The sequence below is a fragment of the Ruegeria sp. CK2 genome (assembly GCF_056536585.1).
Genome location: NZ_JBQFPW010000003.1, coordinates 29,299 through 50,000, shown reverse-complemented (window position 1 = coordinate 50,000; position 20,702 = coordinate 29,299). Strand labels below are relative to the sequence as shown.

The window sequence follows — 20,702 nt, the reverse complement described above, 5'->3', positions numbered from 1 at the left end:
GGTGGATGGTATTGAGCCCGCAATCTGCTTGTAACCCGAAGGAACAACGCCCGTGGACCTGACTGCGCTGCGCAATGCCAACCCCGAACACTGGGACAAAGCTGCGGCCATCCGCACCCTGACCCTTGATGCCGTCGCCGCCGCCAATTCCGGCCATTCCGGTATGCCCATGGGCATGGCTGATGTCGCAACAGTATTGTTCGAAAAGCATCTGAAATTCGACGCTTCAGCCCCGAACTGGCCAGACCGCGACCGGTTTATTCTGTCCGCAGGCCATGGTTCGATGCTGGTTTATTCACTGCTGTACCTCACGGGCAACGCGGATGTGACACTGGAAGAAATCAAGAACTTCCGCCAGATGGGCGCCAAAACTGCCGGCCACCCGGAAAACTTCCTGATCAACGGTGTCGAAACCACCACTGGCCCATTGGGTCAGGGCATTTCCAACGCTGTGGGCTTTGCCATGGCAGAAGAAATCCAACGCGCGCATTACGGCAAGAAGGTTGTCGATCACTATACCTATGTGATCGCAGGCGACGGTTGTTTGATGGAAGGTGTCAGCCAGGAAGCGATCACCCTTGCGGGCCGTCACGAGCTGAGCAAGCTGATTGTTTTCTGGGATAACAACAACATCACCATCGACGGCACCGTCGACATGGCCGATCGCACAGATCAGGTGCGCCGCTTTGCAGCCTCGGGCTGGCACGTCATCGAGATTGATGGCCATGATCCCAAAGCAATCGACGCGGCCATTGTCCGGGCGAAAAAGTCGAACAAGCCGACCATGATCGCCTGCGAAAGCCACATCGCCTTGGGCCACGCCGCTCAGGACACCTCCAAGGGGCATGGCGCGCTGACCGATCAGGATCAGTTGAAAGCTGCGAAACAGGCCTATGACTGGCCTCACGACGCATTCGAGGTTCCCGCCAACGTCAAAGCGGCATGGGAAGCCATTGGTGCCCGTGGTGCGGATGAACGTGCCGCCTGGGAAGAGCGTTTCTCGCAATTGTCCGAGCGCAAGCAGGGTGATTTCAACCGCGCTTATGCGTTTGACGCACCCAAAAAGCTGGCCGGTGCCATCCGCGCGTTCAAAAAGCAGATGTCGGAAGATCAGCCTAAACTGGCCACCCGTGCGTCTTCGGAAAAGGTTCTGAATGTCGTCAACCCGATTATGACCGAAACAGTTGGCGGCTCAGCAGACCTGACTGGGTCGAACAACACCAAATCGACCGATATGGGCGTATTCCTGCCGGAAAATCGCAAGGGTCGTTACATTCACTACGGGATTCGCGAACACGGGATGGCTGCAGCGATGAACGGCATGGCTCTGCATGGTGGTATTCGCCCCTATGGCGGGACATTCATGGCGTTTACCGACTATGCCCGCCCGTCCATGCGGCTGGCTGCGTTGATGAAGGTGCCCAGCGTGTTCGTGATGACACACGATTCAATCGGTTTGGGTGAAGACGGCCCAACACACCAGCCAGTCGAACATCTGGCGATCTCGCGGGCAACGCCGAACACCTATGTGTTCCGCCCCGCTGATACGATCGAGACCGCCGAAGCCTGGGAACTGGCACTGACGTTCAAGGACAGCCCCTCGGTCCTGTCGCTGACACGCCAAGGCGTGCCGACCGTGCGCACAGAACACAAAACTAAGAACCTGACCGCCCAGGGTGCCTATGTTCTTGCCGAGGCCGATAACAAGCGACAGGCCATCCTGATCGCAACCGGTTCAGAAGTGTCGCTGGCCATGGAAGCCAAAGCGATGCTCGAGGTCGAAGGCATCGGCACGCGTGTCGTTTCCATGCCTTGTATGGAATTGTTCGCCGAACAAGATGAGGCCTATCGAAAGCGCGTTCTGCCGGGCGGTGCCGTCCGTGTTGGTATCGAGGCCGCGGTACGCGCCGGCGGATGGGACCGCTGGCTGCTGGGTGAACGGGGCCGCGAGGCCAAGTCGGATTTCGTGGGCATGTCGAGCTTTGGCGCATCCGCGCCGGCCGGTGAACTCTATAAGCATTTCGGTATCACCGCAGAGGCGACAGTTGCCAAGGTCAAAGACTTGTTGGGCTAATTGCCTACTTGGTGCGACTAATCGGAAGGGCGGCACTTGCCGCCCTTTTCTATTCTGCCGCCGCTCCCACTTGCCCCTTCAGTGCATCATAGGCACGCTGGGCGTAATCAACCCGCAGCTCATATTGGCCGCGTGCGACAATAAACTCGGGTGCTTCGATCCCTGCCGCCGAAAACACTTGTCTCAGATGCGGGCCTGATAGCGGGATGTAGTCCGCTGATTGACCGCTGAACCTGTTGAACAGCCGCCCGCCAAACCATATTCGGCGTTTTCGGGCCTGTTCGTCTGAGTGCAAACGAAAATGTAAAACGCCAAGGAGAGCTTCAGCGTCGAATGGCAACAAGTCAGCGGCGGCGCTTATGCTTGAGACGGCTGGGGCGAGACCGTCGGTGGCGGCGTTACGCATCCCCTTCCGTGTTGGACTTGGCCCAGAGACGATCCGAATAATTGGGCGGTCAGCCATGCCGGACTGGCTCCGCATTGCTAGTGCGAGCTGGATTTGCGGGACATCATCGGAGCGACGACCTTCGTCGCGACCGGAATCAGCACCAGTCCCCATGCCAGCCCGAAAATACCATCCATCGTGGCCTTGGCTGTCCATTCGACAAACCCTTCCCATTGGGCGGAAACCGAATGGCCAACAGCGTAAGCCAGGTCATGGATATGATGCCCCAGCCAACCAAAGCCCAGAACTTCCATTCCGTGAATGATGATGGAGCCTCCGACCCATAGCATGGCGGCCGTACCGACGATTGACAGCGTCTTCATGACTCCGGGCATTGCCTTGACCAACCCACGTCCCAAACCGCGCCCAATTGGAGTTGGCGCGTTATTGGCCAGATAGAGCCCGACATCGTCCATTTTCACGATCAGGGCGACCGAACCATAGACGGCCAGTGTCACGCCAAGACCCACAACCGCAAGCGTCGCGGCCTGCATCCATATATTCGGCGCCTCAATGGCCGCCAGCGCGATCGTCATGATTTCGGCCGACAGAATAAAGTCCGTTTTAATTGCGCCTTTGACCTTCTGTTCCTCCAGATGTCCCGGGTCGGGGTTTTTTAAGTCTTCTTCGATCACGTGACTGCCATGTGGGAACAAAACATGGAAAATCTTCTCGGCCCCCTCAAAACACAAATACGATCCCCCGATCATCAACAAAGGCGTAATGAGCCAGGGCGCAAAATTGGCCAGCAACAACGCAACCGGCAAAAGCAGAACAATCTTGTTGAACACCGAACCACGGGCGATGCGCCAGATGATCGGCAACTCCCGTGCTGGCGCGAACCCCTGAACGTATTTCGGTGTCACCGCTGCATCATCGATAATGACACCCGCAGTCTTGGCCCCCGCCTTTCCTGCTGCTGCAACAACATCGTCGACAGAAGACGCCGCAACCTTGGCGATTCCCGCCACATCGTCCAAAAGGGCCAACAGACCACTCATCGCGCGTCCTTTCCTGTCACCTGTCGCATCTGGAACCTACCTGATCCCACGGCTAGCGCAAGCGTTAGCGCAACCGGGACAGGTTTGCGCTAACACCTTAAAAATATGCCATTTTTGCCCTTTTGAGATTCCCCATTCGCCGTTATATGGCGTGAAAAGCAAGCGCATTTGGAGACGTCAGATGACCATCAAGGTCGGTATTAATGGTTTTGGTCGGATTGGCCGCTGTACCCTGTCGCACATCGCCGCATCGGCGCGAAACGACATTGAAGTGATCAAGGTGAACGCAACCGGACCTTTGGAAACCTCGGCGCACTTGCTGAAATACGACAGTATCCATGGGCGTTTTCCACGCGACGTATCCATCAACGGCAACACCATGGACCTGGGCCGCGGCCCGATGGAGATGTTTTCGACCTATGACATGAATGAGTTGGACTGGGATGGCTGCGATGTCGTTCTGGAATGCACCGGCAAGTTCAACGATGGGCGCAAAGCCAAAACCCACATGGAGCGTGGCGCACGAAAAGTTCTACTGTCGGCACCGGGCATCAACGTCGACAAGACCATCGTCTTTGGCGTGAACCACAACAGCTTGACCGCCAATGACAACATGGTGTCCAACGGCTCTTGCACCACGAACTGCCTTGCGCCGCTTGCCAAGGTTCTTGACGAAGGTATTGGCATCGAACACGGCATCATGACCACGATCCACGCCTATACCGGTGACCAGCCGACATTGGACCGTCGCCACAGCGACCTATACCGCGCCCGCGCGGCTGCAATGTCAATGATCCCCACCACTACAGGCGCTGCCGCTGCACTGGGAGAAGTGTTGCCGAATCTTAAAGGTCGTCTGGACGGATCTGCAATCCGTGTACCGACGCCAAATGTATCCGCTGTTGATCTGAGTTTCCGCGCCGCGCGCGACGTCACCGTCGAGGAAGTGAACACGATTGCACAGAAAGCCGCTCAAGGTCCGATGCAACGCGTTCTGGGCTACGAGCCCGCACCGCTGGTGTCGACAGATTTCAATCACACCGAAGAAAGCTCAATCTTCGCACCCGACCAGACCCGCGTCGTTGATGGCCGCATGGTGCGCGTATTGGCCTGGTACGATAACGAATGGGGCTTCTCGGTCCGTATGGCCGATGTGGCCGTTGCCATGGGTCGTCTTAACTGACTTTCCCGTGATCGCTTGAACAGCTTCGCCCGCTCAGGTTATCTGGGCGGGCGTTTTCGTTCGGGGACAGGATGACAAATCAAATCGCCATCTGGCTCGGAATACTGCTTATTGGTGGTATGATGATTGACTACGCAATGTTCGGACCCGAGCATTTGTTGTTTCTTAGCAAAAAGCTTTATGCCTTTCTGGACTGGCTTGCGTTCTGGCGATGACAGAGGTTTCGCTTGACTTTTCCGCTCATCTGATCTTGTTAGCGCTAACTACACTTTAACCGATGCCGATAGGCTATTCAGACGGAGCGCACCATGACACTCAAACTGGCAATCAACGGCTTTGGACGGATCGGGCGTGGTGTTTTGCGCGCGGTCATGGAATCGGGCCGCACAGATGTGGAAATCGTCGCGATCAACGATCTGGCGAAGCCTGAGATGAACGCTCATCTGTTTGAATTCGACAGTGTGCACGGGCGTTACGCTAACCCGGTCACCCTGACCGAGGCCGGTCTGGACGTGGGCGCAGGTCCGATCCGCCTGACCAGCGAGCGGGACCCTGAAGCGCTGAATTGGTCCGATGTGGACGTGGTTCTGGAATGTACCGGCGTTTTCCGCACGCGCGAAGCGGCCGAGCGTCACTTTGAAAACGGATCAAAGAAAGTTCTGATTTCGGCGCCAGCGCGGGGCGATGGCGGCGTTAAGACGGTGGTCTTCGGCGTCAACGATCACGAGCTGACTACAGCAGACACCGTTGTGTCGAACGCATCTTGCACAACAAACTGCCTATCGCCTGTTGCAGCGGCATTGGATGCCGGTTTGGGCATCCTGCACGGCAATATGACGACCGTTCACGCCTATACGGCAAGCCAGCCGGTGCACGACACTGCAGGCAAAGACCCCTATTTGTCGCGCGCGGCAGCCCTGTCAATGATTCCGACCACCACCGGTGCGGCCTCGGCTGTTGGTTTGGTTCTGCCGCAGCTGGCCGGCAAGCTGACCGGTCAGGCCATTCGTGTGCCAACGCCAAATGTCTCAGTCGTCGATCTGGTCGCTGAGGTCTCGCGCCCCACCACCGAAGACGAAGTAAACGCGCTGTTTGTCGAAGCCGCTGCAAAGATTCCAGGTATCCTGGCGGCGGAAAAGCGACCGCTTGTGTCCATGGACTTCAACCACGACGCGCACAGCTCCACCGTTTCGCTGGCCGAAACCAAAGTCACGGATGGCACGCTTGTGCGCGTTCTAGCTTGGTATGACAATGAATGGGGCTTTTCGAACCGGATGCTGGACACAGCCGCCGCGATGGGCGCCCTAACCTAACCTCTCGCGCAATGCTATATTGACGCGGGGCGTGACGAATTTCGACACGTCCCCGTCCAGCCGCGCGATTTCCTTGACCAGTTTCGAAGCGATGGCCTGATGCCGCGCCTCGGCCATCAGGAATACCGTCTCGATCGAGTCGTCCAAAGCCCGGTTCATGCCAACCATCTGAAATTCGTATTCAAAATCTGCCACAGCCCGCAGGCCACGCACGATGATCTGCGCACCGACGTCTCGGGCACAGTTGATCAGCAGGTTCTCGAATGGATGGGCAACAATTTCCGTTTGTGTCTGCTCAGACAGATGCGCGCATTCCGCCTCAATCATGGCCACGCGTTCTTCCAGCGCAAACAGCGGGCCCTTGTCGCGGTTGATCGCGACACCAATCACCAGCTTATCCACCAAGGCCGACGCGCGACGGATAATGTCGATATGACCCAGGGTGATCGGATCAAAAGTTCCAGGATACAATCCAACCCGCATCGCGCCCTCCTGCGCAATAAAATTTCTGCGCAAGCAAACACAACTCTGCTGCGGCTGCAAGGGGCCTCAAACAAGGCCCTTGTTGTCAGTGCCCCATGATCATGCCTTCAAGCGCATCTTTCTCCATGGCAAGTTCTGCCAGTTGCGCCTTGACCACGTCGCCCAGGGTGACGATTCCCACCAACTTGCCTTCTTCGACGATGGGCATATGGCGAAAACGACCTTCGGTCATACGAGACATGATGTCCTGAACGGTTGTCTGGCGGGTCGCGGTTACCAGCTTCTCTGTCATGTAGGAGCTTACTGGCTGGGTCAGGCAACCGCTGCCACTTTTGGCCAGTTCGCGAACAATATCGCGCTCAGACAAAATCCCAGCAGCCGTTTGCCCGTCATCGTCTGAGACAACCACCGTGCCGATGCGTTTTTCTGCCAGTACCTTTGCCGCTTCGGAAACTGTGGCTGTCGAACCGACTGTCACGACCCCATCCGCTGCCTTTGACTTGAGAATGGCCTGAACAAGCATAGGGAAAAACCTCCGGAATAACGTACTGTTTTACAAAGCGTTGCGCGATTGTCGTGACCTGTCAAGTTTCGGCAGCGGCTTCCAGCCGCGCCACCTCGTCGCGGATACCGCGTGTCAGGGCTTCGGCGAAGCGGTTCAACCGCTCGTTGCGCTGATCCCCCTGATGCCTGACCAGATAAAAACTTCGGGTCAAACTCACTTGATCCGTCAGGATTTTCTGCAGATTCGGATGAAAAGGTAGCGTGAAGTCATGTGCCACACATAGGCCGGTCCCTGACGACACCTGCCGCAGTTGGACCGAGACAGAGTTCGATGCAAGCGCGACACGGTCAACGCCAATATCGTTCAGATAGTCTAGTTCGCGGTCAAAGATCATGTCGGGAATGTAGCCAATCAGACGGTGCTGACTTAGGTCCGCCACCGACTGAATTGGTCCCTTTCGATCCAGATAGTCCTGCGTGGCAACCATATGCAGCTTGTAGTCACTGATCTTTTTGACCAACAGCTTACCGGCCGTGGGCGCACTGACGGTGACGGCCATATCCGCCTCGCGTCGTGACAGGTTGATGATCCGGGGCAAGGCCAGAATCTGAATATCCAGATCGGGGTTCGCGTCACTGATCTTTGCACAAACCTGTGGCAGCAGGTAGTTGGCGCTGCCATCTGGGGCCCCAATCCTGATTTGGCCGCTTAACGATTTGGTTGATCCAGTCATGGCCCCGGCCGCAGCGCGCATCGCCTCTTCAGCTTGCAGCCCATGTTCCAGCAATCGCTCTCCGGTCGCTGTCAGCACATAGCCCTGTTGGGATTTGGTGAACAGCAACGCATCCAGCGTCGTTTCCAGACGGGCAATGCGCCGACCCACCGTTGCAGGATCAATCTTGAGGATGCGCCCTGCGGAGGACAGGCTTTCTTCTCGCGCGACAGCCAGAAAGATTCGTATGTCATCCCAATTTGGGTTCATCCCAGTCTCTTTTGCATTTTTGCAAAGCTCTTTTGGGATATTGCCTCTGTTCCCAGGATTTCTGCAAGCCTATTCTGCGGCCAACTTTATCGGAGGAGAATTCGATGCAAGACCTGACCCACTTCATCAATGGCGAGTACGTCGCTGGCGCTTCTGACCGTTTTGACGATGTCTTCAACCCGGCAACGGGCGAAGTTCAGTACAAATGCCCGATGGCCAGCGCCGCAGAAACAACGGCCGCAATTGAACAGGCTGCTATGGCCCAACCCGCATGGGGCGCAACCAACCCGCAAAAGCGCGCCCGCGTGATGATGGCGATGGTTGGCCTTATGAACCGTGATATGGAAAAGCTGGCCGAAGCGTTGAGCCGCGAGCATGGCAAGACCATCCCAGACGCCAAAGGCGATCTTCAGCGTGGTCTGGAAGTGATCGAGTACTGCATTGGCGCACCTCAGATGCTGAAAGGCGAGTATACAGACAGTGCCGGACCTGGCATCGACATGTACTCGATGCGCCAGCCACTAGGTGTTGTGGCATCTATCATGCCGTTCAACTTCCCCGCCATGATGCCTCTGTGGCACGTCGGCCCTGCCCTAGCCTGCGGCAACGCTGTCGTCCTGAAACCGTCTGAGCGGGATCCCTCCGTTCCGCTGATGCTGGCCGAACTGTTTGTCGAGGCTGGCCTGCCCAAGGGCGTATTCCAAGTCGTCAATGGCGACAAAGAAGCCGTCGACACCCTGCTGGACAGCGAGATCATTCAGGGTGTGTCCTTCGTCGGCTCAACCCCGATTGCGCAGTACATCTATTCCCGCGCAACAGCGAACGGTAAGCGTGCGCAGTGCTTTGGTGGCGCCAAGAACCACATGATCGTGATGCCCGATGCAGATATGGATCAGGCCGCTGATGCTTTGGTTGGTGCCGGATTTGGTGCGGCGGGCGAACGTTGCATGGCTGTCTCTGTTGCCGTGCCAGTGGGCGACGAAACTGCTGATGCCCTGATTGAAAAACTGGTGCCTCGCATCGAAAAGCTAAAAGTCGGCCCCTACACGTCTGGCGATGACGTGGATATGGGCCCGGTTGTGACCGGCGCCGCCAAAGAGCGCATTCTGGGCCTGATCAATTCCGGTGTGGAACAGGGTGCGAAGCTGGTTGTCGACAACCGAGACTTCAGCCTGCAAGGCTATGAGGACGGCTTCTTTGTTGGCCCACACTTGTTTGACCACGTGACGCCTGCCATGGACATCTACCGTCAGGAGATCTTCGGCCCCGTCCTGTCGACTGTGCGTGCAGGATCTTACGAAGAAGCGCTGAAACTGGCCATGGATCATGAATATGGCAACGGCACCGCGATCTTTACCCGCGATGGCGACACGGCACGTGACTTTGCCAGCCGGGTGAATATCGGCATGGTTGGCATTAACGTACCGATCCCAGTACCGCTGGCCTACCACACCTTTGGTGGTTGGAAGAAATCCATGTTCGGCGATCTGAACCAGCATGGTGCTGACAGCTTCAAGTTCTATACCCGCACCAAAACCGTCACGGCCCGCTGGCCGTCGGGTATCAAAGAAGGTGGCGAGTTTAACTTCAAGGCCATGGACTAAGGTTCCGGCCACATCAAATCCGAAGGCCGCCTCATCGGGCGGCCTTTATCGTTCCATGATCAGTTAAGAACGATAAAGAAACTCGACAAACTCAAAAGCCTGAATGCGTGTTTGTGCAATATCCGGTAGATCGAAACTTCATGTCTGCACACAACGGAAACGTCGTCGGCACCGGCGGATTCCCGTTCATTTCATCGTAAGTTCACGAAAATTTCAGGTTGAATGTCTGGCTCTTCGCCACAACACACCATAAATTGCACCAAAATCCGAGCGGTCTTTGAGGAGGCTCACGTGTCCAATTCTCGTATTACTCGCCGTAAGGCCCTGTTGGGCGTTGCTTCGGCTTTGGCCGTTCCGTCTCTGGCGCGGGCGCAAAGCATCGATGCATTCCCGCAAACGGAAGAAGCCATAAGCACCCAGCTTCCGGTGCGTCGCAACGTATCGTCGTTTTCTCAGCAAAACTGGCAAGATCATTTCGATCAACTTGGCGTAGGCTGCTTGTTGGCCGACATCACCAGCCGAGCGGTGCATTATTGGGCGGCTGATGGTTCGTACAAGTTATACCCCAGCTCGGTCCCGATGAGCGAAGAGCTGACCAAGCGCGGCTATACCAAAGTCGTGCGCAAAACAGAGTTCCCCAGCTGGACCCCGACCGCCTCGATGCGGGAACGTGATCCAGAGCTACCCGTGCGTATGGAAGGTGGCGATCCTGGAAACCCGTTGGGTACGCGGGCGATGTATCTGGATTGGCCGGCTTATCTGGTGCACGGCACCCATGACACCCGCAAGATTGGACGCCAAAGTTCGTCCGGCTGCATTGGTCTGTATAATCAGCATGTCGAGGAATTGTATCCTCTGGTGCAAATCGGCACGCAGGTCCGACTGGTATAATCAAAAAGCCCCGGCCAAATGGACCGGGGCTTTTGTTTGCAAAGCCGTCAGTCTTATTCAGGAATGATAACCGCGTCGATGACGTGGATAACGCCATTGCTGGCTTCGATATCGGCCTGAACGACCTCGGCACCGTTGACCTTCACACCGTTTCTGGCGTTGACGCTTAGCCGATCGCCCTGAACAGTCAGGACCTTCGCTCGTTTGCCAGCGATGTCACCGGACATCACTTTGGCCGGTACGACGTGATACGTAAGGATTTCAACAAGCTGATCCTTGTTCTCGGGCAGCAAAAGGGTTTCCACGGTGCCTTCTGGCAGCGCAGCAAATGCTTCGTCTGTTGGGGCAAATACAGTGAACGGTCCGCTTCCCTTAAGCGTATCAACCAGGCCTGCGGCCTGAACGGCGGCGACCAATGTGTTAAATGACCCTGCGGAAACGGCGGTGTCGACAATGTCTGCGGCCTGGGCCTTCAGTGGCATTGCAAATGCGAGTGCGGCGGCGGCCCCCATAAATGTACGACGGAACATGGCTGTCTTCTCCTCTCCAGCTTGTTATGGAAAGGGTTACGGGCTTTGCTCAGACCCGGATCACTTTAGATCAAACTTCTTTGACCCGAACCCAGATGCTTTGAGCGCGACCATCGCGCAGAAACGGCAGGGCTTTGACGGCATCAGGGCGGGCCTGTTGCAGGAAAAACCCGGGCCAAAGCATTGAATACCCACCAGATTGCAGCAGAGCATGCAGCATGTACTGCTCGCCCCAGCCAGGGCAATCATAGAAAAACCGTTTGGGATATTCGTAGGGCAAGAAAACATCGTGCACATGGATCACCACACCCGACTTCAGCGCAGGGATGATCCGGCAAAACAGATGGGCGACATCATTGCTCATCCGCACAACGTGGCTGGAATCGATGAATAGAATGTCCCCGGCCTCAAGCTGATCGAACAGCGCGGGGTCGACCTCTTCGAGCCGTTTTTGTTCAAACTGATCGACGACGTGGGCGATGTCGGCGCGTGGATAGGGGTCAATCGCGGTGATCTGGGTTTGCAAACGACCATCGATGACTGCCTGCCGGGTGACACGCGTAGAGTTTCCGCACCCGACCTCGATCACGCGTTTTGGCTGATACCTGCGGACCATCAGATACAACGCATCCGCATCGGGGCTGTCATAATATCCGTTGCCGATGCGATATCCGGTCTGGTTCTGCGCCGGGTCCTTCAACGCGGTCAGAGCGTCCGCATGCTGCTGGTATTCCTTGGTCAGTTGCCCGACATCAAAGCTCTCCATGCCCGGAGACAAGGCGTAAGCAGGTTTGGTCAATCCCCCTGCCCGCTCAAAGCTCTCAAGCCGCGCGCGTTCGTCGCGTTCCGTGACCTTGTCGACCAGTTTTACACCAAACCGGTCAAGGGCGGCGTTGATCCGTGGAAATTTTCTGGGTTTCACGCGGCAGGCTCCGATTTGGTACTTTGCGACTGTCGCTCCATACCGTTGCTTGCCCGGCCTCTGCAAGAACCAGAACCTCAAACCCTTGGCAAAACGTTGATTTCCGTATTCACTGGTCCGACACAGGAAGAGGAGGTCCGCGAATGCAGCAGGATTTCACGCTGGGCATCGAAGAAGAATACCTGCTGGTTGATCGCGACAGCCTGCAACTGACCGAAGCACCCGAAGCCCTGATGGATGCCTGTCAGTCCGATTTCGAAGGTCAAGTTAGCCCTGAATTCCTGCAATGTCAGATCGAAGTCGGCACCCGCCCCCATACGACGATCAGCAGTGCGCGCGAGGATCTGAAACGTCTGCGATCGTGTGTCTCTGAGCATGCCGCTGCGTATAACTTGAGCCCCATCGCAGTATCCTGTCACCCTTTTGCGAACTGGAAGGATCAGCATCACACCCGCAAGGAACGCTATGATGCACTGCAACACGCGCTGGGCGGGGTCGCCCGGCGAATGCTGATTTGTGGCATGCATGTGCACGTTGGCGTTGCGGATCAGGCCCTGCGGGCAGACCTGATGCCTCAGCTGTCCTATTTTCTGCCGCATCTTCTGGCCTTGTCTACATCTTCCCCCTTCTGGAATGGCGAAGACACCGGGCTGTCGTCGTATCGTCTGACTGTATTCGACAATCTGCCGCGTACCGGTCTGCCGCCGGACTTTGACAGCTGGGCTGAATACGAGCGTACAACCGGAATACTGGTCGATTTGGGCGTTATCGAAGATACGTCAAAAATCTGGTGGGACCTGCGCCCCTCACACCGGTTCCCGACGCTTGAAACCCGCATCATGGATGTGCAGCCGCGTTTAGAACACACGCTGTCACTGGCTGCATTGGTTCAGGCATTGACGCGGATGCTTTGCCGCTTGAAAGACCGCAATCTGCGCTGGCGCCAGTATGATCGATTTTTGGTCGGTGAAAATCGCTGGCGTGCGCAGCGCTACGGTGTTGGTGAAGGACTCATCGATTTTGGTGACCGTTCCATCAAACCAATGGCCGAACTGATCGGAGATTTAATGGGCCTTCTTGCCGAAGATTCCGAAGCCCTGGGCACCATGAAAGAACTCGCGCGTTTACGGCAGATTGCTGAAAACGGAACCTCCGCAACCCGTCAACGCCGTATTCATGCCGAGGCAGCGGCCAAGGACGAGGATCCGGGCAAAGCAGTTGTTCGGCATCTGATCGAAGAATTTCACGCCGATCTTTAAGGGTTTGTTGATCTGCGCAGTACTTCCAGATGAATTCGCGCCGAACGATTGCTGACCCTGCAAAATTTCTGTAACGATTGGGAAATAAACAACCGTTCAATTATATGCCGACGGGAGGGAGCGCTATGGATTTCGCGCTGAGCGAGGAACAAACAGCCATCTTTGATATGGCTTACGCTTTTGGGCAGGAAAACATCGCCCCATTTGCCCGCCAGTGGGAATCAGATGGAACGATCCCAAAAGATCTGTGGCCCAAGATTGGAGAGCTTGGATTTGGGGCTTTATACGTCTCGGAAGACGGCGGCGGATCCGGTCTGACCCGATTGGATGCAACGCTGGTGTTCGAGGCATTGTCGATGGCCTGCCCCTCGGTTGCCGCGTTTCTGTCAATCCACAACATGTGCGCCAAGATGTTGGACAGCTTTGCGGATGATGACCTCAAATCCCGCATAATGCCCGGCGTGCTGACTATGAACACCGTACTAAGCTATTGCCTGACCGAACCCGGATCGGGCTCGGACGCTGCAGCGCTGAAAACCCGCGCAGAACGCACCAATGAAGGCTATACGCTGAACGGAACCAAAGCATTTATCTCGGGCGGCGGGTATTCTGACGCTTATGTCTGCATGGTCCGCACCGGTCAGGGCGGACCTAAAGGCATTTCCACGGTGTATGTCGAAGATGGCACCCCCGGCCTCAGCTTTGGCGCTTTAGAGAAGAAGATGGGGTGGTTAAGCCAACCCACAGCGCAAGTGCAATTCGATGATTGCAAGATTCCATCCGGCAATTTGGTCGGAACCGAGGGCGACGGTTTCAAGTACGCCATGATGGGCTTGGATGGCGGCCGTTTGAACATCGCATCCTGTTCGCTGGGCGCAGCCCAGGCAGGTTTGGACATGACGGTGCAATACATGTCCGAGCGCAAAGCCTTCGGCAAATCCATCGATCAGTTCCAGGCTTTGCAATTCCGCTTGGCGGACATGGAGATCGAGCTGCAGGCCGCCCGCACGTTCCTCCGGCAGGCGGCGTGGAAACTGGATCAGGGCGCGCCGGATGCCACCAAGTTCTGCGCCATGGCTAAGAAGTTCGTGACCGAGACCGGCTCAAATGTGGTTGATCAATGTTTGCAACTACATGGTGGCTACGGCTATCTAGCGGATTACGGGATCGAAAAGCTTGTGCGCGATCTGCGGGTGCACCAGATATTGGAAGGCACCAATGAAATCATGCGTGTGATCGTCGCGCGACAGATGCTTGCCGAGAGCTGAGGACCCAATGTCTGACATCGATATCCGCACGACTGGCCGTGCGGGGCGCATCACCCTGACGCGCCCAAAGGCTCTGAATGCACTGACTTATGAGATGTGCATGGCCATCGATACCGCCCTGCGCAACTGGCGCGAGGACGATGCGGTAGACCTGATCATATTTGACGCCGAGGGCGACAAAGCGTTCTGCGCAGGCGGGGATATCGCCGAGCTGTATGAAACCGGTACCAAGGGAGATTTCGGTTTTGGCCAGACATTCTGGCGCGACGAATATCGACTGAACGCGTTAATCTTTGAATATCCTAAACCGGTGGTCAGTTTCTTGCAGGGCTTCACCATGGGCGGCGGCGTCGGTGTTGGTTGTCATGGTAATCATCGCATTGTCGGCAAAAGCTCCAAAATCTCGATGCCCGAATGCTCGATCGGTCTAGTGCCGGATGTGGGTGGCACGCTGATGCTGGCGCTGGCACCCGGAAGACTTGGTGAGTTTCTGGGCATGACCGGTCATCGCATGGGACCTGCGGATGCTATCCTCGCCGGGTTTGCCGATCACTTCATCCCGCTTGCGCACTGGTCTGACCTGATCGAAATGCTGGAAGCCTCAGGCAACGCGGACCTGCTGCAGGACCATGCGGAAACCCCGCCGGAAGGTAAACTCTCAAGCATGCAAAGTGATATCGACCAAGTCTTTGGCGGCGAAACGCTTGGCGACATACTGATCAACCTCAGGGACAGCGATCGGGATTTCGCGTCCAATACCTTAGACGCGCTGCAGCGCAATGCGCCTTTGTCGATGGCCTGCACGGTTGAAATGCTGCACCGTTTGCGCGGCCCTGCCCTGACCATGCGCCGCGCATTGGAGATGGAATACCGGTTCACCTCTCGGGCAATGGAACATGGCGACTTTCTGGAAGGCATCCGCGCCCAGATCATCGACAAGGACCGCAACCCGAACTGGCAGTTCGCGGACCTGAGCGTTCCAGCGGTGGCCGTTTCAAAAATGCTGCAGCCACTGGGTGCGGACGCGCTGACATTCGAGGAGGAATAAGGCATGCAAATCGGATTCATTGGGCTGGGAAACATGGGTGCACCTATGGCAGCCAATCTGGCCAAAGCTGGTCATCAGGTTCGCGGCTTTGACACGGCCGGTGTGGTTGTTGAGGGTGTGACACAGGCTCAGACTGCTACAGAGGCCGTCGCAGACACGGACGCCGTGATCACCATGTTGCCCAACGGGGCCATTCTGCGAACGGTGGCTGATCAGATCATACCTCGCATGAAGCAGGGTGCCGTGTTTATTGACTGCTCGACAGTAGATGTAGACAGCGCGCGTGCTGTGGCCGATCAGGCGACCTCTGCCGGGTTGCTGTCAGTCGACGCACCTGTGTCCGGTGGCATAGGTGGAGCGTCTGCAGGCACCCTGACCTTCATGGCAGGCGGCTCGGGGGAAGCCTTTGCCAAGGCTGATCCACTGTTCGACATCATGGGCCAAAAGGCGGTTCATTGCGGCGAGGCCGGCTCCGGACAGGCGGCCAAGATCTGCAACAACATGATCCTCGGAGTCACGATGATCGCAACCTGCGAGGCCTTCGCGCTGGCCGACAAGTTGGGTTTGGATCGTCAGAAGATGTTTGATGTTGTCAGCACGTCATCAGGCTACAGCTGGACAATGAACGCGTATTGCCCTGCCCCCGGTATTGGCCCGAACAGCCCGGCAGACAACGGGTATCAACCCGGATTCGCTGCGGAACTGATGCTGAAAGACCTACGGCTCAGCCAACAGGCTGCCGACAGCGCCGATGCCGACACACCTATGGGACAGGCAGCAACCGCGCTTTACGAACAGTTTGTCGAAAACGAAGGCGGCAACGGGCAGGATTTTTCGGCGATGTTGCCGCGGTTTGAAAAACGGGGGCGGCGGTAAATTCAAGCCATTGTTGCGGCCGAATTGTACGCAATTCCAGCCTGGGTCAGTTAACGATAGCGGACTCTAGAAACTGCTTTGTCTCATCATCGGCCGGGAATATCAGTTCAATTCGCAACTCGGACAAGGCGATATCTTCCGCTGTGCCGAACTGACTGATCGTCGAAAACAAGGATAAGGTTCGGTCCCCGAACCGGTAGCTCGTCGGAATGAATGCGGGTCTGATTGACGTCTGGACCGGTGCGTCATCAGCAACGATGCATAAACGGTCGATCATCGCCTGAAGCTTGCGGTCGGTTCCGACATGCGCATTTTCAGCCCGAAGTCTTAAGATCATGTGCTGCACCACTTCAGAGTGGTTCAGCAAAGCCCCCCGGACTGCAGGATTGTCGATCAGCGCTTCAATCATGTTATCCCCTTGCCCAATACCAAGGACGCCCAACAACAATCCGGCACTTGTGTTCATTTGAACCACGTCCCAATGTCGGTTCAGGGCAAACCCCGGATAAGGATCATGCCGGTTCAACGTCCATTCCACCGCCTGACGCACCGGGCGCATGTCAGCGTCTGAAAGGTCGCGCGTTTTGTACGCTGGGCTTAGTCCAGCTGCAGTCAACAAGGTGTTGCGGGCAGAAAACGGCACCTCTAGTTCATCGCACAGCCGAAACACCATGCCGCGACTGGGACGAGACCGTCCAGTTTCCAGAAACGAAATGTGCCGCGAGGATACGCCCGCACTTAAACCCAGCTCCAGTTGGCTCATGCGCCGTGTGGTTCGCCATTCCTTCAGGGCCGTGCCGAACTCTGCACTCATACCAGACCTTTCTTTCGCATTAACAAAGTAACACGCCAAAAAGCGAATGCACTTACCTGGAAGGTAATTGTTTCACCGCATCGAAGGCCACAGCTTGTGCACAGACAATCGAAACGGAGATCACACATGACACATACGCGCGCAACACAATTGCTTCGGGGCGCATCAGCAATTTGCATTGCGTTTGGAGTGCTGATGTTTCTGTCGCTGCCATTCCAACTGGGTTCACTTTTTGGCTTGTTTCTGGACCTTGCACATCTGCCAATTGATGGCAGACAAACATTCACATCTGACAGTGAACTTCTGTTAGGGGCGATCAGTGGCGGCTTGTTGACTGGGTTGGGTGTGATAACTTGGCAGGTTACCAACCATATCTACGCGACAAATCCCAAAATCGGCGGACGGATCATGATGTACGGCCTCATCAGCTGGTTCGTCATTGACAGCACAGGGTCAATCTTTGCAGGCGCGTGGTTCAACGTGGTCTTGAACTCCGGCTTCTTGGCGTTGTTTGTGGTTCCGATCCAATTGGCCTCTAAACCCAAACCCATGCTTTCCGCATAAAGGCTTGAAGGCGCTGGCCTAGTTCCAGCGCCCAAAACTACTCGGCTGCAACACGCTTGGGCTTCAACATCGATTTCAGGTAACGGCCAGTGTAACTGTGTTCCGCCTCGGCAACTTTCTCGGGCGTACCTTCAGCGACGATCTCGCCACCGCCATCTCCGCCCTCAGGACCGATATCGATGATCCAGTCAGCGGTTTTGACGACATCCAGATTGTGTTCGATCACGACAACGGTATTGCCCTGCTCGACCAGTTCATGAAGCACTTCCAACAACTTACGTACATCTTCAAAGTGCAATCCCGTCGTCGGTTCATCCAGAATATACAGCGTTCGACCGGTTGATCGCTTGCTGAGCTCTTTCGACAGCTTCACCCGCTGCGCTTCACCACCAGAAAGCGTCGTCGCCTGTTGGCCAACTTTGATATAACCAAGACCCACACGGGCCAAGGCATCCATTTTATCGCGGATCGACGGTACTGCCTTGAAGAATTCCTGCGCGTCTTCGACAGTCATATCAAGAACATCGGCGATAGACTTACCTTTGAACCTGATCTCCAGCGTTTCGCGGTTGTATCGCGCGCCCTTGCAGGTCTCACAGGTCACGTAAACATCGGGCAAAAAGTGCATCTCAATCTTAATGACACCGTCGCCCTGGCATGCCTCACATCGTCCGCCTTTGACGTTAAAGCTGAACCGACCAGGTTTGTATCCGCGCGCCTTGGCCTCGGGCAGACCGGCAAACCAGTCGCGGATCGGGGTGAAAGCCCCGGTGTAAGTCGCTGGATTTGAACGCGGAGTTCGCCCGATGGGTCGCTGATCAATGTCGATGACCTTATCCAGATGTTCTAACCCTTTGATCGTTTCGCACGGCGCAGGCGTCTGACGCGCCCCGTTCAGACGCATCGAGGCGGTCTTGAACAACGTCTCGATGGTCAGGGTCGACTTCCCGCCACCCGAGACACCAGTCACACACACAAACTTCGCCAATGGAAACGCGGCAGTGACATTTTTCAGATTGTTGCCGGTCGCTTTCACAACCGAGACTTTCTTCTTGTTGCCCTTGCGTCTCGTGGCTGGCACCGCAATCTCACGCGTCCCAGCCAGATACTGCCCGGTCACCGAGGCTGCATCTGCCGCAATCTCGGCCGGTGTTCCTTGGCTGACCACCTGACCGCCATGTACGCCGGCTCCGGGACCAATATCAAAGACGTAATCAGCCTCGCGGATCGCTTCTTCGTCATGTTCGACGACGATGACCGTATTTCCCTGATCGCGCAGGTTCTTGAGCGTACCCAACAGCCGGTCATTGTCGCGCTGGTGCAAACCAATTGAAGGTTCGTCGAGCACGTACAATACGCCCGTCAGCCCAGACCCAATCTGGGATGCCAACCGGATGCGCTGGCTCTCGCCTCCCGACAAAGTCCCACTTGAACGTGACAGGGTAAGATACTCTAATCCAACGTTATTCAGGAATCCCAATCGCTCGCGAATTTCCTTGAGAATAGCGCGGGCGATTTCGTTCTTCTGAGCATTCAAATGGTTGGGTGCGTCCTCGACCCAAGCCAAGGCCTCTCTGATCGACATCTGGACCACCTGGCCCACATGCAGTCCTGACATCTTGACGGCCAAAGCCTCAGCCCGCAGGCGGAATCCATTGCACGCGCCACAGGGACGGTTGTTCTGATACCGCTCGAACTCCTCCCGGATCCAGGCGCTGTCGGTCTCGCGATAGCGCCGCTCCATATTCGGGATCACACCTTCGAAGCTACGCGTAACCTGATAGACCCTTCCGCCTTCATCGTAGCGGAACTGGATTTCTTCATCGCCTGAACCGCGTAAAAACACCTGCTGAACCTTTTCGGGCAGATCTTTCCAAGGCGTGTTCTTGTCAAAATCATAGTGACGCGCGATCGCTTCAATCGTCTGCAGAAAGTACGGTGACTTACCCTTGCGCCATGGTGCCAACGCGCCATCATACAGTTTAAGCGTCTGGTCCGGCACGACGAGACGTTCGTCAAAGAACAGTTCAACCCCCAACCCATCGCAATCCGGACAGGCCCCAAAAGGCGCGTTGAACGAAAACAGGCGCGGTTCGATCTCAGGGATCGTGAAGCCACTGACGGGGCATGCAAAATTCTCGCTGAAGGTGATGCGTTCCGGATCGCCTTCCCTGGGCGCAGTTTCCAGAACCGCGATACCGTCGGCCAGATCCAAAGCGGTGCGCAAACTGTCGGCCAGCCGCGTTTCCATACCCTCACGCACGACCAGACGGTCCACGACGACATCAATATCGTGCCGGAATTTCTTGTCCAGCGTTGGCGGTTCGTCCAGCTCGTAGAACTCGCCATCTACCTTGACGCGTTGGAACCCCTGTTTGCGGAGTTCGAGAAACTCCTTTTTGTATTCGCCCTTGCGGTCTCGCACGATCGGAGCCAGCAGGTAACCACGCGTCCCCTCCTCCATCGTCATTATGCGATCAACCATGTCCTGAACTTGCTGCGCTTCAATCGGCAGGCCAGTAGCCGGGCTGAATGGCGTGCCAGCACGGGCAAACAACAGGCGCATGTAGTCGTAGATCTCGGTGACCGTGCCAACAGTCGAACGCGGGTTCTTGGAGGTTGTTTTCTGTTCGATGGAAATCGCCGGGGATAGACCACTAATGTGATCCACATCAGGCTTTTCCATCATGTCCAGAAACTGCCGCGCATAGGCCGAAAGGCTTTCGACATAGCGACGTTGCCCTTCAGCGTAGATGGTATCAAACGCCAGCGACGACTTACCCGAACCGGACAACCCGGTGATCACAACCAGCCGATCGCGCGGAATATCCACGTCAATGCCTTTTAGGTTATGTTCGCGCGCGCCGCGCACCTCGATATTCTTCAGCTCAGCCATTTCGGCCCCCAACAAACAAGTTTCTTAGAGATAGGCGAGTGGCG

Annotated in this window: 20 protein-coding genes; 11 read left to right on the top strand and 9 right to left on the bottom strand. The window is 56.3% G+C overall.

Annotated elements, in window-relative coordinates; genetic code table 11:
• Positions 1–52: 52 nt before the first annotated feature.
• Positions 53–2,074: a transketolase gene (tkt, locus tag ACR0BU_RS05705; protein ID WP_480735436.1), complete on the top strand. Its 2,022-nt coding sequence runs from the start codon at positions 53–55 to the stop codon at positions 2,072–2,074.
• 49 nt (positions 2,075–2,123) lie between these two features.
• Here tkt and ACR0BU_RS05700 read toward each other — a convergent pair whose 3' ends face one another.
• Both ACR0BU_RS05700 and ACR0BU_RS05695 read right to left on the bottom strand, forming a co-directional pair.
• On the bottom strand, positions 2,124–2,537 hold the full coding sequence (locus tag ACR0BU_RS05700; protein ID WP_480735434.1) for a hypothetical protein: 414 nt from the start codon (positions 2,535–2,537) through the stop codon (positions 2,124–2,126).
• Positions 2,538–2,557: 20 nt separating this feature from the next.
• Positions 2,558–3,520, bottom strand: coding sequence for a DUF808 domain-containing protein (locus tag ACR0BU_RS05695; RefSeq protein ID WP_480735433.1), 963 nt, complete (start codon positions 3,518–3,520; stop codon positions 2,558–2,560).
• Between the two features lie 181 nt (positions 3,521–3,701).
• Here ACR0BU_RS05695 and gap (ACR0BU_RS05690) point away from each other — a divergent pair, with 181 nt between their 5' ends.
• From gap (ACR0BU_RS05690) to gap (ACR0BU_RS05680), 3 genes are all read left to right on the top strand, one after another.
• Positions 3,702–4,703: a type I glyceraldehyde-3-phosphate dehydrogenase gene (gene gap / locus ACR0BU_RS05690; RefSeq protein WP_299075090.1), complete on the top strand. Its 1,002-nt coding sequence runs from the start codon at positions 3,702–3,704 to the stop codon at positions 4,701–4,703.
• A 71-nt stretch (positions 4,704–4,774) separates the two neighbouring features.
• A complete protein-coding gene (locus ACR0BU_RS05685; protein WP_299075088.1) occupies positions 4,775–4,918 on the top strand; it encodes a hypothetical protein in 144 nt (47 codons plus the stop codon).
• 93 nt (positions 4,919–5,011) lie between these two features.
• The gene (gene gap / locus ACR0BU_RS05680; protein ID WP_299075086.1) at positions 5,012–6,016 is read left to right on the top strand and encodes a type I glyceraldehyde-3-phosphate dehydrogenase; all 1,005 of its coding nucleotides are present in this window, start codon (positions 5,012–5,014) and stop codon (positions 6,014–6,016) included.
• Here the strand turns inward: gap (ACR0BU_RS05680) and coaD are convergent.
• The 3 genes from coaD to ACR0BU_RS05665 form a co-directional block, all read right to left on the bottom strand.
• Positions 6,008–6,499 (bottom strand): pantetheine-phosphate adenylyltransferase, encoded by a 492-nt coding sequence (coaD, locus tag ACR0BU_RS05675; RefSeq protein ID WP_298935727.1) that lies wholly within the window; start codon positions 6,497–6,499, stop codon positions 6,008–6,010. The genes gap (ACR0BU_RS05680) and coaD overlap by 9 nt on opposite strands.
• A gap of 85 nt (positions 6,500–6,584) precedes the next feature.
• A complete protein-coding gene (locus tag ACR0BU_RS05670; RefSeq protein WP_298935728.1) occupies positions 6,585–7,022 on the bottom strand; it encodes a CBS domain-containing protein in 438 nt (145 codons plus the stop codon).
• A gap of 61 nt (positions 7,023–7,083) precedes the next feature.
• Complete coding sequence (locus tag ACR0BU_RS05665) at positions 7,084–7,986, bottom strand: LysR family transcriptional regulator (protein ID WP_480735431.1); 903 nt, start codon at positions 7,984–7,986, stop codon at positions 7,084–7,086.
• A gap of 104 nt (positions 7,987–8,090) precedes the next feature.
• Between ACR0BU_RS05665 and ACR0BU_RS05660 the strand changes: the two genes are divergently transcribed.
• On the top strand, positions 8,091–9,590 hold the full coding sequence (locus tag ACR0BU_RS05660; protein WP_480735429.1) for a CoA-acylating methylmalonate-semialdehyde dehydrogenase: 1,500 nt from the start codon (positions 8,091–8,093) through the stop codon (positions 9,588–9,590).
• Positions 9,591–9,881: 291 nt separating this feature from the next.
• Positions 9,882–10,481 (top strand): L,D-transpeptidase, encoded by a 600-nt coding sequence (locus ACR0BU_RS05655; protein ID WP_298935733.1) that lies wholly within the window; start codon positions 9,882–9,884, stop codon positions 10,479–10,481.
• A 53-nt stretch (positions 10,482–10,534) separates the two neighbouring features.
• Here ACR0BU_RS05655 and ACR0BU_RS05650 read toward each other — a convergent pair whose 3' ends face one another.
• Positions 10,535–11,011 carry a fasciclin domain-containing protein gene (locus tag ACR0BU_RS05650; protein ID WP_298935734.1) on the bottom strand — a complete coding sequence of 159 codons (477 nt, stop codon included), beginning with the start codon at positions 11,009–11,011 and terminating at the stop codon, positions 10,535–10,537.
• A 70-nt stretch (positions 11,012–11,081) separates the two neighbouring features.
• Entirely contained in the window at positions 11,082–11,933 is an 852-nt protein-coding gene (locus ACR0BU_RS05645; protein WP_299890078.1) for a class I SAM-dependent methyltransferase, read from the bottom strand.
• A gap of 143 nt (positions 11,934–12,076) precedes the next feature.
• Here ACR0BU_RS05645 and ACR0BU_RS05640 point away from each other — a divergent pair, with 143 nt between their 5' ends.
• The 4 genes from ACR0BU_RS05640 to mmsB all read left to right on the top strand — a co-directional run bounded on the left by ACR0BU_RS05640 (position 12,077) and on the right by mmsB (position 16,384).
• Entirely contained in the window at positions 12,077–13,192 is a 1,116-nt protein-coding gene (locus ACR0BU_RS05640; protein WP_298935736.1) for a carboxylate-amine ligase, read from the top strand.
• A 125-nt stretch (positions 13,193–13,317) separates the two neighbouring features.
• Positions 13,318–14,460 carry an acyl-CoA dehydrogenase family protein gene (locus tag ACR0BU_RS05635; protein ID WP_480735426.1) on the top strand — a complete coding sequence of 381 codons (1,143 nt, stop codon included), beginning with the start codon at positions 13,318–13,320 and terminating at the stop codon, positions 14,458–14,460.
• 7 nt (positions 14,461–14,467) lie between these two features.
• A complete protein-coding gene (locus ACR0BU_RS05630) occupies positions 14,468–15,508 on the top strand; it encodes an enoyl-CoA hydratase/isomerase family protein (RefSeq protein WP_480735425.1) in 1,041 nt (346 codons plus the stop codon).
• 3 nt (positions 15,509–15,511) lie between these two features.
• Entirely contained in the window at positions 15,512–16,384 is an 873-nt protein-coding gene (mmsB, locus tag ACR0BU_RS05625) for a 3-hydroxyisobutyrate dehydrogenase (RefSeq protein ID WP_480735423.1), read from the top strand.
• 46 nt (positions 16,385–16,430) lie between these two features.
• Here mmsB and ACR0BU_RS05620 read toward each other — a convergent pair whose 3' ends face one another.
• Entirely contained in the window at positions 16,431–17,198 is a 768-nt protein-coding gene (locus tag ACR0BU_RS05620; protein WP_480735422.1) for an MmyB family transcriptional regulator, read from the bottom strand.
• A gap of 126 nt (positions 17,199–17,324) precedes the next feature.
• On the opposite strand from ACR0BU_RS05620, the gene ACR0BU_RS05615 reads away from it, so the two are divergent.
• Positions 17,325–17,762, top strand: coding sequence for an excinuclease ABC subunit A (locus tag ACR0BU_RS05615; RefSeq protein WP_480735421.1), 438 nt, complete (start codon positions 17,325–17,327; stop codon positions 17,760–17,762).
• A gap of 37 nt (positions 17,763–17,799) precedes the next feature.
• On the opposite strand, the gene uvrA is transcribed toward ACR0BU_RS05615, so the two are convergent.
• Positions 17,800–20,658 (bottom strand): excinuclease ABC subunit UvrA, encoded by a 2,859-nt coding sequence (gene uvrA, locus ACR0BU_RS05610; RefSeq protein WP_480735420.1) that lies wholly within the window; start codon positions 20,656–20,658, stop codon positions 17,800–17,802.
• Positions 20,659–20,702 lie beyond the last annotated feature (44 nt).